The sequence below is a fragment of the Aquimarina intermedia genome, assembly GCF_008124785.1.
GTDB classification, from domain to species: Bacteria; Bacteroidota; Bacteroidia; order Flavobacteriales; family Flavobacteriaceae; genus Aquimarina; species Aquimarina intermedia.
Map to the genome: position 1 here is coordinate 1 of NZ_VNHU01000003.1, position 14,927 is coordinate 14,927.

Annotated in this window: 10 protein-coding genes; 5 read left to right on the forward strand and 5 right to left on the reverse strand. The window is 35.2% G+C overall.

Features of this window, described 5'->3' with window-relative positions:
- Nucleotides 1-148 precede the first annotated feature (148 nt).
- Together BD809_RS05400 and BD809_RS05405 are read right to left on the reverse strand one after the other, a co-directional pair.
- Nucleotides 149-1,273, reverse strand: coding sequence for a GNAT family N-acetyltransferase (locus BD809_RS05400; RefSeq protein WP_148781947.1), 1,125 nt, complete (start codon nt 1,271-1,273; stop codon nt 149-151).
- 238 nt (nt 1,274-1,511) lie between these two features.
- Nucleotides 1,512-3,134 carry a transporter gene (locus BD809_RS05405; protein WP_170251760.1) on the reverse strand — a complete coding sequence of 541 codons (1,623 nt, stop codon included), beginning with the start codon at nt 3,132-3,134 and terminating at the stop codon, nt 1,512-1,514.
- Nucleotides 3,135-3,219: 85 nt separating this feature from the next.
- Here BD809_RS05405 and BD809_RS05410 point away from each other — a divergent pair, with 85 nt between their 5' ends.
- From BD809_RS05410 to BD809_RS05425, 4 genes are read left to right on the forward strand one after another with little or no spacing between them, the layout of a single operon-like run.
- On the forward strand, nt 3,220-3,513 hold the full coding sequence (locus BD809_RS05410; RefSeq protein ID WP_317130855.1) for a DUF4834 family protein: 294 nt from the start codon (nt 3,220-3,222) through the stop codon (nt 3,511-3,513).
- Nucleotides 3,514-3,542: 29 nt separating this feature from the next.
- Nucleotides 3,543-5,990: a YfhO family protein gene (locus BD809_RS05415; RefSeq protein ID WP_148781950.1), complete on the forward strand. Its 2,448-nt coding sequence runs from the start codon at nt 3,543-3,545 to the stop codon at nt 5,988-5,990.
- Between the two features lie 4 nt (nt 5,991-5,994).
- Complete coding sequence (locus tag BD809_RS05420) at nt 5,995-7,281, forward strand: glycosyltransferase family 4 protein (RefSeq protein WP_148781951.1); 1,287 nt, start codon at nt 5,995-5,997, stop codon at nt 7,279-7,281.
- 32 nt (nt 7,282-7,313) lie between these two features.
- Nucleotides 7,314-8,771, forward strand: a complete 1,458-nt coding sequence (locus BD809_RS05425) for a lipopolysaccharide biosynthesis protein (RefSeq protein ID WP_148781952.1) — start codon at nt 7,314-7,316, stop codon at nt 8,769-8,771.
- A 61-nt stretch (nt 8,772-8,832) separates the two neighbouring features.
- Here BD809_RS05425 and BD809_RS05430 read toward each other — a convergent pair whose 3' ends face one another.
- The gene (locus BD809_RS05430; protein ID WP_148781953.1) at nt 8,833-10,062 is read right to left on the reverse strand and encodes a hypothetical protein; all 1,230 of its coding nucleotides are present in this window, start codon (nt 10,060-10,062) and stop codon (nt 8,833-8,835) included.
- A 189-nt stretch (nt 10,063-10,251) separates the two neighbouring features.
- Here BD809_RS05430 and BD809_RS05435 point away from each other — a divergent pair, with 189 nt between their 5' ends.
- A complete protein-coding gene (locus BD809_RS05435) occupies nt 10,252-11,226 on the forward strand; it encodes a hypothetical protein (RefSeq protein WP_148781954.1) in 975 nt (324 codons plus the stop codon).
- An 87-nt stretch (nt 11,227-11,313) separates the two neighbouring features.
- Here the strand turns inward: BD809_RS05435 and BD809_RS05440 are convergent, their stop codons facing one another.
- Together BD809_RS05440 and uvrA are read right to left on the reverse strand one after the other, a co-directional pair.
- Nucleotides 11,314-11,922: a hypothetical protein gene (locus BD809_RS05440; RefSeq protein ID WP_148781955.1), complete on the reverse strand. Its 609-nt coding sequence runs from the start codon at nt 11,920-11,922 to the stop codon at nt 11,314-11,316.
- A 149-nt stretch (nt 11,923-12,071) separates the two neighbouring features.
- Complete coding sequence (gene uvrA / locus BD809_RS05445) at nt 12,072-14,852, reverse strand: excinuclease ABC subunit UvrA (protein ID WP_148781956.1); 2,781 nt, start codon at nt 14,850-14,852, stop codon at nt 12,072-12,074.
- Nucleotides 14,853-14,927: the final 75 nt, after the last annotated feature.

Sequence of the window (14,927 nt, forward strand, 5' to 3'; positions counted from 1 at the left end):
TCTTTGACTCTAAATGGAATGAGCCCGATACAATATCGAGCTCATTTCCAAAATTAAATTTTGTTTAACCGTCCAACTTTTGGGGTTCAGTCCAATCGGTGGCTTTTTTTATGATAAACTGTTCCTGCGCTATCGCACAGTTAAAATACTAGTTTTCGATACTTTTACGATACGTTCTACGCATTTTGTGTTGTTCATGGTCGTAGTCGTTCCAAAGTGCTTGTATGGCCTTGTTTTCTTCTAACTCAGGGTTTGTCTCAACTACTTCAATTCCATTACGTAAGAAAACCTCATTCATTTCCTTAAAAATAAGAGCTGTAACCCCTTTATTTTGATATTCTGGATCGATACCAATTAAATAAAATGCGGCGGTGTTGTTTTTTCGCTGTGCTTTGAGAATGTGGAGGAAGCCTAGAGGATACATCTTTCCATTCATCTTTTTTAAAGCTTTAGAAAAAGAAGGCATTACAATGGAAAACGCAATTAATTTACCCGTTTTGTCAGCAATACAAGTAATGTACTGCGGATTGATATAGGGTAAATATTTCTTTTTGTACATATCGATCTGATATTGCTGGATAGGTACAAAAGTTTGAAGCCCACTGTATGTTTTATTGAGTAGGTCAAACATCTCGTCTGCGTAGCCTAAGATCTCTTTGCTATTATTGAATTTTATCAAATTGAGCTCGTAGCGTTCTTTGATAATATTGGAAAATTTAATTACTTTTTCTTTAATTTTTTTAGGAACCTGTATTCTGTATTCCACCCATGTAGCAGCTTTTTCAAAACCAAGCTGTTCCATATGCTTTTGATAGTAGGGGTAATTATACCAAGTAATCATCGTATTAAGCTCTTCAAACCCTTTGATTAAAATCCCTGCTTTGTCCATGATCGAAAATCCAGCCGGACCCTCCATGTACTCGAGTCCATTTTCTGCTCCGTACATAGCTACTTTGTCCAAAAGTGCTTTAGTTACATCAATATCATCGATAACGTCATACCAACCAAAACGGATTTTAGATTTTTTTTGTTCTTTGACCTCAATCCAATTAATTATTGCTGCCACACGGCCCACAACTTTATTGTTTTTATATGCTAAAAAGAATTTAGCTTCAGAGTTTTGGAAAACAGGATTTTTCTTAGGATTCAATACATCTAGTTCCTCTTTAATAATTGGGGGAACGTAATAGGGTGAGTTTTTATATACTTCAAAAGGAAATTTAACAAAGGTTGTCAAATCTCCTTTTGAAGTAATTTCTTTAATCGTAATCATACATCTTCTCTAGTTCGTAGCAAATATATATTCTTTTGTTAAATATACGGACTAGTTCTTATATCAATTTTCTAAAAATAAACGGGATACCGATTTCTTACTTCAATTATACAGCTTCTATTTCTTAGAATTATCTAATCCTTTGCTATAAATGATGAATACAATTGGTTTTTGCAAAGGCCACTTTATTTGCATTGGGAATGAAAAAACGGAGGTTGTGTTATAGAAATCATTATTTTTAATTTCCGTTATCGTCTTTTTTTTGATCCTTTTTCTTTTCTTCCTTTTCTTTTTCTTTTTGCTTCTTTTGCTCCTCTTTCAAGCGCATTTTTTCTTCTTTTTCTCTTCGTTTTTCTTCTTCTTTTCGAGCTTTTTCTTCTTTCTTTCGACGCTTTTCTTCTTGTTTTTTCATTTCCTCATACGCCTTATCAATATCTATATCTTCCTCAGGAATAGGTTTTGCTTCTGTCTCTATGGGCTTTGAGGGTCGCTCTGATTCAAGTTCTTTTTCCAGATCTTCAAGCTCTTTTTCTATCTGCTCCAGTTCTTGATCTACATCCTGAGGCGCTTCCATCTTATTAAGTTCTGAGTCGATATCCTCAATCATTTTTTGACGTTCTTTTTCAGCTTTTATTAGCGCTTTTTCAGCCTCTTTGGCCTCTTTTGCTTCACGCTTTGCACGTTTTCTTTCTTCTTTTCTGGATTTCTTTTCGTCTTTTTTAGCTTGTTTCTCGCTTTCAATTCGTTCGCGTTCCAGGCGTTCGGCAGTACGTCGTTCATCCAAATCTTGTTCTAATGCCTGACGGAAATCTTCGTCTTCAAAATCATTGATCATCGGTATTTTACCTTGTTTAAGGCTATCTGTTTCATCCTCTTCATACTCATAACTATCGATATCCTTCTTTTCTTCATCAAGGATTTCTTCTTCTTCCTTCTCCTTTACACCACCTTCAAGTCCGGGTTGTTCGATTATTTCATCTTTGGTATGCCAATCAAAACGATAAGATCCTCCAAAACTAAAATTGAATATAGAAGGAGTGTCCTTAAAATTGGTGGCAATATGGGCATCTAGTTGAAGATTTTTATCCCAAAGATAGGCACCACCAACTCTTAAAATATCATCACTGTAAAAATCACTTTTTTGACCTTGATACTCTCCGAATACAGCCCATTTATCATTAATTGTATGGGTAGAAGTGATAATCCAACCATACAGTGGCATCTCGGTAGTGACCTTGTCAATTATAAAATTTGTTACTAATACCCAATTGCCGATACGACTTGTCGTCCAGTTGTTTTGAGTCATAATGACTACTTTCGGACTTATGGCTTCATCTTCAGGAAAAGTAAAGGGATTGTCTTTTGTGACATAATTAACCCCAATATATGCAGATACTGCCGGAATTAATGTTTTCCATTTAAAGCGATGTTGTGCTTTCCAGCTATTTAAGTTTACTGAATCTTTTTTAGGATTTTTATAGGGATCAAATATAAGATACTTTGCACCCAAAGTATTGTATTCAAAATTTGTGCGTGTAGTTTTTTCTTCAGAGCTGCCAATAGTTTGTCGAACCCCGTCACTACGTAGTCGACCGTCTAATCTAATTTCTAACTGCTCTATCAAAAGTCCATATCGAGCAGAGTAATCAAAATTGAAAAAATTGGTTTTTGTGTTAAGTAGATTATGCTTTTCTTTTCCAAAACCAAATCCGCCTTCGGCTTGCAGTACATTAGTTCCTACAGAGAATGCTCCCTGCGAAGTTCCTGGTCGATTGCTATTTATTTTTTCTGTATACTGGGCTTGCGAGACAAACGCGCTAAGTATTAGCACAAAAAAAGGTAGAATAGATTTTGGGCTCATATTCAATTGATTTGGCTCAAATATAGTAGATTTTATCATTTTTTTAATGTAGGATAGCGGTAATTCTAACACGAGTTCTTTATTTTTGCAAAAAGACAAAATGCAAGAAGCTTCTTTATCAGGGGTATTAAAGGTTATTCTCATTATTTTGCTCATCTATTATGGGATTAAAATACTAACGCGTTTATTTGGTCCTCTATTGCTTAAATATATTACAAAGAAGGCAGGTCAAAAATTTCAGCAGCAGTTTCAGAACTTTCAAAATCAAGATACTTCTCAAAAATCGCCGGAAGGCGAGGTTACTATCGAAAAGAAATCTAAAAGTAAATCTTCAAATAAAGATGTAGGAGAATATATCGATTATGAGGAAATTGATTAATTTGGCTTTTTATTCGTAAAAACGACCCAATGAAGCCATATATTCGTAAAGTTTTACCTCATCTAATTGTTGTTCTTGGATGCGTGATAGCATCTTTAGCTTATTTTAGCCCAGTAATCAGCGGAAAAAAAATTCGACAAGGTGATATTGTACAATATAGTGGAATGGCTCGGCAGCAAACCGATTTTAGAAATAAAACCGGTGAAGAACCATATTGGATAGATAATGCTTTTGGTGGAATGCCTTCCTATCAGGTGGGCGCACAATATGATCACGATTATGTTAAAAAACTGGATCGTTTAATACGTTTTTTACCACGCCCTGCAGACTACCTTTTTTTATATTTTATAGGATTCTACGTGCTACTATTGGTTCTTAAAGTGGACTATAAGCTCGCGTTTTTAGGCAGCCTTGCCTTTGGGTTCTCTACATATTTCATTATAATTCTCGGGGTTGGACATAATGCTAAAGCGCATGCGATTGGTTATATGCCTTTTGTTCTTAGTGGTATCATTCTTACGTTCAGAAAGAAATATTTTTGGGGTGGAGTACTATTGGCGATAGCTATGGCCTTAGAAATAGCGGCAAATCACATACAAATGACGTATTATTTGTTACTTCTAGTTGTGGTTTTAGGGATAACATATTTTGTTGATGCGTTTAAAAAGAAAATGATTCCGCATTTTTTTAAAGCAATCGGCGTTATGATTATCGCAGTTTTCTTTTCTATATTACTCAACGCGACTCCGCTGTTAGCGACCAAACAATATGCGCAATACAGTACCCGTGGTGATACGGGTATTACTATAACTCCAGAAGGTAAGGAAGAAAAAGCGACCGGGTTGGATTATAACTACATTACACAATATAGTTACGGTATTATTGAAACGTTCAATTTATTTATTCCTCGTTTTATGGGAGGTGCCTCCTATGAAAATGTGGGTACCAGTTCTAATATATATGATGAGTTGCTCAAGATGGGGGCAAGTCCTTCTCAGGCTAAAGATTTTACACAAAATGTTCCTACCTATTGGGGAGATCAACCGATTGTAGGGGCTCCTGCATATATCGGTGCTGTAGTTATATTTTTGTTTGTGTTGTCGCTATTTTTGGTTAAAGGACGATTAAAATGGTGGCTTGTAGGCGGTTCTATATTGGCTCTACTCTTATCTTGGGGTAAAAATTTGGATATTGTAACCAGATTCTTTATCGACTATGTACCTATGTACGATAAGTTTAGAGCAGTTTCTTCTATACAAGTGATTATAGAACTTTGTTTGCCAATATTAGCCATTTTTGGGTTACATCGTTGGTTTAGTGGTTTTGTTTCTAAAGAAGAAAAGCTGAAAGCTCTCAAGACGAGTACTATAATTGTGGGAGGAGTCGCATTACTATTTGTATTATTCAAATCTATGTTCTTTAGTTTTAAAGGGGCTCAGGATGCGATGTGGATCGAACAATATGGGCCTGATTTTGTGCGTGCTTTGCGCGAAGACAGAAAAGCTATTTTCACTACCGATGCTATACGGTCGCTAGTATTTGTATTAGCAACAGCCGCCGTTTGTTGGTTATTTGTAAAAAATAAATTGAATCAAAACTTGACGATTTTAATCGTAGGAGTATTGATTCTAACCGATCTTATAACTGTAGATAAAAAATATGTAAACAATGATAGTTTTGTGTCTGCCAGAATGTTGGACAAACCTTTTAGAGCTACCTCAGCTGACCGGGAAATTTTAAAAGATACCACCCACTATCGTGTTTATGATGTAACCGGAGATCCTTTTAATGGAGCAAGAACTTCTTATTTTCATAATGCTTTGGGAGGATATCATGCGGCTAAGCCAGGTAGGATACAGGATTTATTTGATTTTTATTTGGCTAAAGGGGATATGAATATCCTTAACATGTTTAATGTCAAATATTTTATTGTTCCTGATGAAAAACGTGTAGCATTGGTACAACAGAATCAGAATGCCAATGGTAATGCATGGTTTATTGATGAACTAATTACTGTAGGATCTGCAAATGATGAGTTACTGGCCTTAAAAGACATTAATACAAAGACTACCGCAGTAATTAATAAAAGTAATTCTGAAAAATACACACAGCGCAAATTTGTCGTCGATAGTGTTGCTACGATCCAATTACTTTCACATCAGCCTAATAAACTTGTATACGCTTCCCAGAATACAACGGAAGGTTTTGTGGTATTTTCTGAAAATTATTATCCGGGATGGCAAGCATATATTGATGAGAAACCTGTGGATCACGTTCAGGTAAACTTTGTTTTGCGTGGATTGCAACTACCTAAAGGAAGTCATACCATAACTTTTAAATTTGAACCAAATGTTATTCAGACAGGAAATTCTATTACGAGTATAGCTACTTTAGTCTTTTTAGTATTAATAGGTCTTGGTATCTATTTGGAATTCAGAAAGCGAAAAAAGACGGAGAACTCCAAACTGCAAGCTTAGAAGTATGTTGAAGGTATTGATCATAACATATTATTGGCCACCTGCCGGAGGACCAGGCGTTCAACGTTGGTTGAAATTTGTGAAATATTTACGTGATTTTGATATTGAACCTATAGTTTATTGTCCGCAGAATCCTAGTTATCCTTTACTTGATGATACTCTGGAGAAGGACATTCCCAAAGATATCACCATACTTAAAAAACCTATTTTTGAACCCTATCGTTTTGCGGAAGTCTTTTCAAAATCCGCATCCACGACTATCAGCAAAGGAATCATTGTCAACGAAGAAAAACAATCCTTGATTCAAAAATTACTACTCTATATACGTGGTAATTTTTTTATACCCGATGCTCGTAAATTTTGGGTTAGATCTTCGGTTAAATATTTAGATCAATATTTGCAAACAAAACCTATTGATATTCTTATTACCACAGGTCCTCCTCATAGCGTTCATTTGATAGGAAAAGAGCTTAAGAAGAAAATCGGATTGCCTTGGTTAGCAGATTTTAGAGATCCATGGACAACCATTGGATATCACAAAAAATTAAAATTATCAAAAAGAGCTGCTGCTAAGCACAAAAAATTAGAGTCAGCTGTTTTAAATGCTGCGGATCGACTTCTGGTGACCAGTTATACTACTGCAAAAGAGTTTAAAACACTTACTAACAAGCCTATTTCAGTTATTACTAACGGATATGATGAATACAATTATTCTGAAGTTGAATTAGATAAGAATTTCACGATTTCTCATATTGGTTCGTTGCTATCCGGAAGAAATCCTATTCAATTATGGCAGGCACTATATGATCTGACTATCGAAGATGAGGACTTTGCTAAGTTTTTTAAGCTTCAACTAATCGGTGCAACAAGTCCGGAAGTTTTAGAGAGTCTACAAGCAATTGGTTTATTAATGTTTATAGAGGATAAAGGCTATGTTTCACATCAAGAAGCATTAAAACTGCAAAAGTCTTCACAAGTACTATTATTGATAGAAATCGATAGTAAAGAAACCGAATGTATTATCCCGGGCAAGTTATTTGAATATATGGTCTCCAAGCGGCCTATATTGGCAATTGGACCAAAAAATGCTGATATAAGAAGTATAATTATGGAAACAGAAACAGGTTCCTTTTTTGAATATGATTCTTATAACCTAATAAAAGAACAATTAAAAAAGTATTTTGACCTGTATCAAAACCAGAAACTATCTACCAAACCTGTAGGTCTTGAAAAATATAGCAGAAAATCATTGACACAAAATTTAGCACAAGTCTTAAAGCAGATGATTTAAATTATCTTTGGATCAGCGATGTAATCACAAATATGGGAATAGTACTTAATCAATCGATACGTAATGGACTTACTACAGTCGTAGGCTTTGGTATCGGAGCGATCAATACTTTATTTTTATTTACCCATCTATTAGAAAAAGAGTATTTTTCGCTTGTTACCTATCTTATTGCTGTAGCCAATTTACTTTGGCCCTTTATTGCTTTTGGAATACACAATACATTAATTAAATTTTTTACTGGGTATAGAGATAAAGAAGAACAAGATCGTTTTTTGAGTATGATGCTGGTAGTTCCAGGTGTGCTTGCAACAATTTTGAGTATACTATGTATACTATTTAAAGAGCCGATTCTTTCTTATTTTGAAAATGACAACACCATTATAAAACCCTATGTCTGGACAATACTTATCCTAGGACTATCAACTGCATATTTTGAAATATTTTTTGCCTGGTCTAAGGTTAAATTGCGAAGTGTATTTGGGAATATTTTAAAGGAAATCTTCGTACGATTATGTACGGCACTTTTACTGTTGCTAGTGTATTTTAAGATGATAACAATTCATCAATTCATCTACGCACTTGTAGGGGTGTATGTACTTCGTTTGTTTATTATGATGGGCTATGCGTTGACACTGCATCCGATCAAATTTACTGTTGCGTTACCACAAAATTATTTGAATGTTGGTAAATACTCAACGCTTATCTTAATCGCTGGGTCAGTTGCCAGTTTACTTATTGATTTAGACAAAGTAATGATCGAAAGATTGTGGTTTTTTGAAAGTGTTGCAGAGTATAGCTTGGCTGCCTATATAGCAAGTGTTATTGTCATACCATCGAGAGCTATGCATCAAATCACCTATCCTTTGACTGCCCAACTTTTAAATGATAAAAACTTTGTAGGACTCAAACAGCTTTATAAACAAAGTTCTATTAATCTCTTCACCATCAGCGGACTCTTATTTATCTTAATTATTTGTAATGTACAGGAATTATACCGAATAATTCCTAATGAGTATCAGCTGTATCTATGGGTAACCATATGGATTTCATTTTCTAAATTGTTTGATAATCTTTTAGGAAATAATAATGCCATTTTATACAATTCTCCATATTATAGATTAGTCTTGAAGACAGGAGTACTGATGGCAGTTCTGGCAGGGGTATTGAATTATATTTGTATTCCCTTGTATGGAATTGATGGAGCAGGATTTGCAACATTTACAGCGATTAGTGTTTATAATGGGATTAAATTGTGGATAGTTTATTGGAAATATAGAATGCATCCTTTTGATAAAAAAACATGGTTAGTTTTAATGATAGTTACAAGTTTAAGTTTTGGTTTTTTTTATTGGAATTTTGATTTTAATCCAATCATCAACATTGGACTTAAAAGTATAGTGATTGGTATTTTTTATTTGATCATTATTTTCAAATTGAAGATTTCAAATGATATCAACTTGTTAATAAAGAAAATCCCCCGAGGTGCCTAAGCATACAACTCTGGGGGATTCTCCAACTAACCAACCAAAAAAATTAAAAATTAACTATATTTTAACTTCTACTTCGGGCCGACCTAGCGTTAGTATCCTTGGTCGATGATCTTGTAGAAGATGCTCTGTTTGTTCTCTTTTGTCCTTTTGCATTTCTGTTTACAGTACTAGACCGTTTACTTCGTGTAACACGCTCATTCGATTTAGATGGTGCACGATTGCCTTTATAAGAAGGACGATGCGTAGAGCGATTTGTTACAGAAACTTCTCTTTTTTTTGAGGCATTTTTAGTATTTCTCTTATAAACTCTACTTGAACTTGCATTTGCTGTTCTTGATGCAGCACTTCGTTGTCTATTCACAGTAGATTTATAATTACGGCCTTCGTTTGCTTTTGAATTGCTTGAACGGCTCGCAGAAGCTTGCTTATTGGTATTACTACGACTACGCGTATACCTTTTAGAAGCATCAGAACGTTGTTGTTTTACAGTGTTATTAGTCCTACTTCGTGAATTTGCGGCATAATATCGATCATTTCTCTTTTGAGATTGCACCCTTCTGCTTCTATCTTGGTAAGCAACTTTTCTAGCTGACTTAAGATGTGCTCCCCGATTATAATGACTTACACGTTGAGAAGGACGATAATAGGTTCTTGATCGATAAGGGTTTCTATAATATCCTTTATTGTATGATTCTCTGTAAACTTTATATGAATATCTATATGGATTATAATACCTACGATATGGACGCTCATATACTATACATCTGGAAACTACCGGTACGGTAAAATAGGCATGATGAGGGCGATATACATAATGTCTGTTGTATCTGTTGATGTAGCCGGTAACATTTACATAATGGCCATATCTATTATAATTTACATACAATCCACCCAAACGTGCTACACGACCGTAACGATTATATGTTATATACACATCTCCTGCCTGTGTAATTCTTCCGTAATAGTCATAAAAAATCGGAACGTTTTCGACCTGTACAACAGCACCATAATCATCATACTGTACATAAGGATCATAATTGTAACCAGAGTTAAAACTTATGTTAACACCAGGGCGATTTACCGATATGCTAACATTACCGCCTCGGTGTGCACTTGGTAGATAAAAGTCAAACTGACCATCAGGATATATCGAAAATTCTACCCCACCTTCAGAAAAAATGAAAGAATTATTATTTCTTGTCACATAGCTTGATGTCGCACTCTCAGTATTTGCGTTAATGCTTGGGGTCATTAGAAGGACACCTGTTAAAAGTAAAATAAAATTTCTCATATCTATTGATTTAGAAAGAACTAATCAGCTCTAAGTTCGTTAATTAGTAATCAAGCAGCGTGCCAAAAATTTAATCAACTGAAAAACAACTGCTTATGATTACTTGAGTCTGGATATAATTTTTTAATCGTGTTTTTTTACTTGTAATTTATAATTTTTTTAACTTTTTTTGTTAAAACTTGAAATTATATGTCATATAAGTTAAATGTTAAATCGAATTGGTTGCTTTTTATAATACCACTATTGCCACTATTAATTTTTGGAGTTCCTGAAATCTATAATAGTATAGAGATCCATTACAGACGAATTGATGTTTTAGAAGAACGTACCGCGGAGTTAGAAGCGTTAAAAGAACTCAAAAATCCTGATCGTATTACAGAATCAAAAATAAAATCGCTTACTCCACAATTGAAATGGGAGCAGCGGAGCTTACACGGCAGTACCAAGGTGTTTTTACAAACTGCCGGGCTTTTCATTGTGTTAGCAGGAATGTTCTTGATAATGGCATGGGAATCATCTAAAATGAAAAATTTAAAACTCAAAAACACTGGTTGGTCCGGTTCTCACAATTTTTCTGATCCTACTCAGGACACTATTGCTCAACAAATTGATTGGTCTCCTGCGAACTCCGGCGGGAGTAATTTTGTTTCTCATGAAATCAAACAAGTTTCATCTTCTATACTTAAAGTAAAAAAAACATCTACACTTAACCTTTTTGGCGGAGTTTTCTTCTTGGCGGGTCTTAATTATGTGGTATTGGCCTATTACTTCGCTTACATAGATGGTATTCTGGAGGAACAAAGTACTTTAAAAAATATGCAATTGTTTTTTAGAGAAGGAGGTGTTTTCCTTCTTCTTGGTGTAGTCTTTCTAGTAATGTTTGCGAGTACAGCAACTTTTAATAAGCAGTTGAATCGCTTTAAAAAAGGAAAGTTTACAATTTCTTTCTCTGAAATTTATGCAATTCAATTGATAACCGAATTTGTCCAGAGTAGTGGAGGAAGTTCGGGATCCTATCTTAGTCATGAGCTGAATTTAGTTTTGACAAATGGTAATCGTATCAACATCATGGACCATGGGGTAAAAGCACACATAGAAGAAGACGCTATACTACTGGGTAAATTTCTAAATATACCAGTTTGGAATAAAATTTCGATCCTATAATTGAAGCGAGTGTAGCAACTTAATTCAAAAATAAAGCCCGTTATCCAGATCTGATAACGGGCTTTTTTGTGAACAACTACAAAAGTTTTAATCATCATCGTATTCCTGTGTTTTCGATTTCTTGTGACAATTTTCATAGTGCTTTGACTTTTTCTTTTTCTTATGCTTTTTTGCGTTTATGTGGTCTCTGTTGTAACCATCAGTTCTCATATGCTTACAAACACGACGATGTATAGTACCCTCAGTAAAATTAATGGTGTTATATCGTGAATAATACACCTGCATGCCTCCAATTTGTCTCACCAGACCCCTACGGTTATAAGCGACATCAATATTACCAATCTTTTTTACCCGATCAAATCTGTCATACGTTATTCGGGTTGACCCTACACGTTTTAATCTCCCATACTGATCATAACGCATATAATTAGTGTCAGTTCCGTACATTGTGTTGTAACTATAAGAAGCTCTTCTGTTAGTTGCATGTGCATATCGCCTATCAAAGGCCGATTTTTTTAGTCGAATACTTCCATCAGAAAAAAGTTTAAAAACAGCGCCTTGTTCAAGTATCTTGAATCCCTGTGATCGATTGTTTTTAAACGTTGTTCGATCTTCATTGTGATCATTATGACCTTTTGCGAAGATCAAACTACCACTTGTCAGTAAAATAATGGTAAAAAGTATTAATTTCTTCATAATCCTATAGTTTAAGGTTGCGCCTACTCATTAGCATTTCGGCTTCCGCTACAGGAGATTTATTTTCAAATGATGTGCCAGGATTTTGACTACATCATGATAAAATATTTAAAATTATTACATTAATCTATAAATCAATTAATTACATCCTACAATTTTTCTTTCAAAAAGTGTCCGGTATATGATTTCTTAACTTTTACAATCTCCTCAGGAGTGCCTGTTGCAATAATATGTCCTCCATTTTTACCTCCATCAGGACCCAGATCAATGATATAATCTGCACATTTAATTAAATCTAAATTGTGCTCAATTACTAATACGGAGTGTCCTTTGACAATAAGCTCATTAAAAGATTTAAGTAGTTTTTTAATGTCGTGAAAATGCAAGCCTGTGGTGGGTTCATCAAATATGAATAAGGCTTTATCTTTGGTCGTACCTTTTACTAAGAAGGAGGCTAATTTAATACGTTGCGCTTCGCCTCCCGATAAAGTTGATGAACTTTGACCTAATTGAACATACCCTAACCCTACGTCTTGTAGCGGTTGCAGCTTTTTGGTAATCTTGGACTGGTCATGAGCAGTAAAAAAAGCAATAGCGTCATCTATAGTCATGCATAAAACATCATCTATATTCTTATCATGAAATGCAACTTCTAGCACTTCTTTCTTAAAACGCTTACCATTACAGGTCTCGCATGTTAAGTGAACATCAGCCATAAATTGCATTTCGATGGTTACTTCGCCTTCGCCCTTGCAAGTCTCGCAGCGTCCACCATCTACGTTAAACGAGAAGTGCTTTGGTTTATAATTACGTATGGTCGATAACTTTTGATTAGAGTACAATGCCCTAATATCATCATAAGCCTTTATGTAGGTAACAGGATTAGATCGAGAGGAGCGACCTATCGGATTCTGATCGACAAATTCTACATGCTTGATATTACTGAATTTACCTTTTAATTCTGAAAACTGTCCAGCTTTCTCTCCGTAGCCTCCTAATTTCTTGAGTAAAGCAGGATAAATTATTTTTTTAACTAACGTACTTTTCCCACTACCTGAAACTCCGGTGACAGCCGTAAAGACGCCCAAAGGAATGGTTACGTCGATATTCTTTAGATTATTTTCCCGAGCTCCAAATACTTCAAGAAAATAGGGCGAAGTTCTACGAGTTTCGGGAACTTCAATTTGAAATGCGCCATTTAAGTACTTTGCTGTTAACGAAGAAGCCTTTAAAATTTCATTATACGTTCCATAAGCGACCAATTTACCTCCGTGAGTACCTGCTTCAGGACCAATGTCGATGATTTCATCTGCAGCTTTCATAATATCCTCATCATGCTCAACTACAATTACTGTATTACCCAGATCACGTAGAGACAGCAGAACCTGTATTAATTTTTCGGTATCTTTAGGATGCAAGCCGATACTGGGCTCATCCAAAATATACATAGAGCCAACCAGGCTACTTCCTAAAGAAGTAGCAAGATTAATTCGTTGCGACTCTCCACCGGATAAAGTGTTTGATTTTCTATTTAGCGTTAGGTAATCTAAGCCTACATTACTCAAAAAGCTAAGTCTGCTATTAATTTCTTTTAGAAGTCGTTTTGCTACCTGTGCGTCGAATTCATTAAGTTCCAGGTTTTGAAAAAACGGTATTAGCTCGTCCAAAGGTTTTTCTACCAGATCTGTAATGGTGGTACCGGCAATTTTTACGTAGTTCGTTTCTGGTCGTAAACGTTTCCCGTTACAGCTTGAACAACGTGTTTTTCCTCGATAGCGCGATAACATCACACGATTTTGAATTTTATAAGCTTTTGCTTCTAATTCTTTGAAAAAACTGTCAATTCCTTCAAAATAACTATTTCCTTTCCAAAGTAAATCCTTCTGACTTTCGGATAATTCGAAATAAGGTTTGTGTATAGGAAAATCAAACTTATAAGCAGATTTAACCAGTTGATCTTTGTACCAACTCATGCTTTCTCCCCGCCAGGGGAAGACAGCTTCTTCATAAATGCTCAAACCGGTATTGGGGATCACCAGATCCTCATCAATGCCTATGACATCACCATAGCCTTCACACTGCGGACAAGCACCGTATGGATTATTAAAGCTAAAGAGATGTACATTGGGTTCAAGAAAGGTAATGCCATCAAGTTCGAATTTATTACTGAATTGGCGGAGCTTATTATCTTTTAAAGTTTCTATAAAACACGTGCCTTTTCCCTGAAAAAAAGCAGCATCAACTGCATCAGCCAATCGATTATAGAAATCCTCATCCTCTCTTTTTATAATACGATCAACTACCAGAAATAGTTCATCATTTTCTGTAACTTGAGCTTCCTCGATACGAACAACCTGATCGTTTACCTTTATTCGAGCATACCCTTGTTGTTGTAAAACTTTTAGCTTTTCTTCTGTGGTTCTTCCTTCTTCCACAACTATGGTAGCTAACAGCAACATTTTTTCACCATCGTCAAATTGCTTCACATAATTAATAATATCAGTTACTGTATCCTTTTTTACTTCATCACCAGAAACTGGCGAGTAGGTTTTACCGATACGCGCGTATAAAAGCTTGAGATAGTCATAAATTTCGGTGGTAGTACCAACAGTTGATCTGGGATTTGTAGAATTAACCTTTTGCTCGATGGCTATTGCGGGCGCGATACCTTTAATATAATCAACTTTAGGTTTGTTTAAACGACCCAAAAACTGACGGGCATATGACGAAAGACTTTCTACATATCGCCGTTGTCCTTCTGCATACAAGGTGTCAAAAGCAAGGCTGGATTTACCGGAACCTGATAAACCAGTGATTACAACTAATTTATTGCGAGGGATCGCAACATCTAAATTTTTGAGATTATGAAGCCTGGCTCCTTTAATTAATATATTCTTTTTTGGATCTAAAGTTGTGATATCTTGAGTCATAGTAAATACGCAGTGTACAGGCAAAGATAAGCAATCCGTAATAAGATTAATAACGCACTTCGGGGATATGTGCAG

Bases quoted from the DNA above. Each gene is read 5' to 3' on its own strand.
- BD809_RS05405 (WP_170251760.1), bottom strand. From the start codon at position 3,134: ATGAGCCCAAAATCTATTCTACCTTTTTTTGTGCTAATACTTAGCGCG.
- BD809_RS05435 (WP_148781954.1), top strand. From the start codon at position 10,252: ATGTCATATAAGTTAAATGTTAAATCGAATTGGTTGCTTTTTATAATA.
- BD809_RS05420 (WP_148781951.1), top strand. From the start codon at position 5,995: ATGTTGAAGGTATTGATCATAACATATTATTGGCCACCTGCCGGAGGA.
- BD809_RS05430 (WP_148781953.1), bottom strand. From the start codon at position 10,062: ATGAGAAATTTTATTTTACTTTTAACAGGTGTCCTTCTAATGACCCCA.
- BD809_RS05400 (WP_148781947.1), bottom strand. From the start codon at position 1,273: ATGATTACGATTAAAGAAATTACTTCAAAAGGAGATTTGACAACCTTT.
- BD809_RS05440 (WP_148781955.1), bottom strand. From the start codon at position 11,922: ATGAAGAAATTAATACTTTTTACCATTATTTTACTGACAAGTGGTAGT.
- uvrA (WP_148781956.1), bottom strand. From the start codon at position 14,852: ATGACTCAAGATATCACAACTTTAGATCCAAAAAAGAATATATTAATT.
- BD809_RS05415 (WP_148781950.1), top strand. From the start codon at position 3,543: ATGAAGCCATATATTCGTAAAGTTTTACCTCATCTAATTGTTGTTCTT.
- BD809_RS05425 (WP_148781952.1), top strand. From the start codon at position 7,314: ATGGGAATAGTACTTAATCAATCGATACGTAATGGACTTACTACAGTC.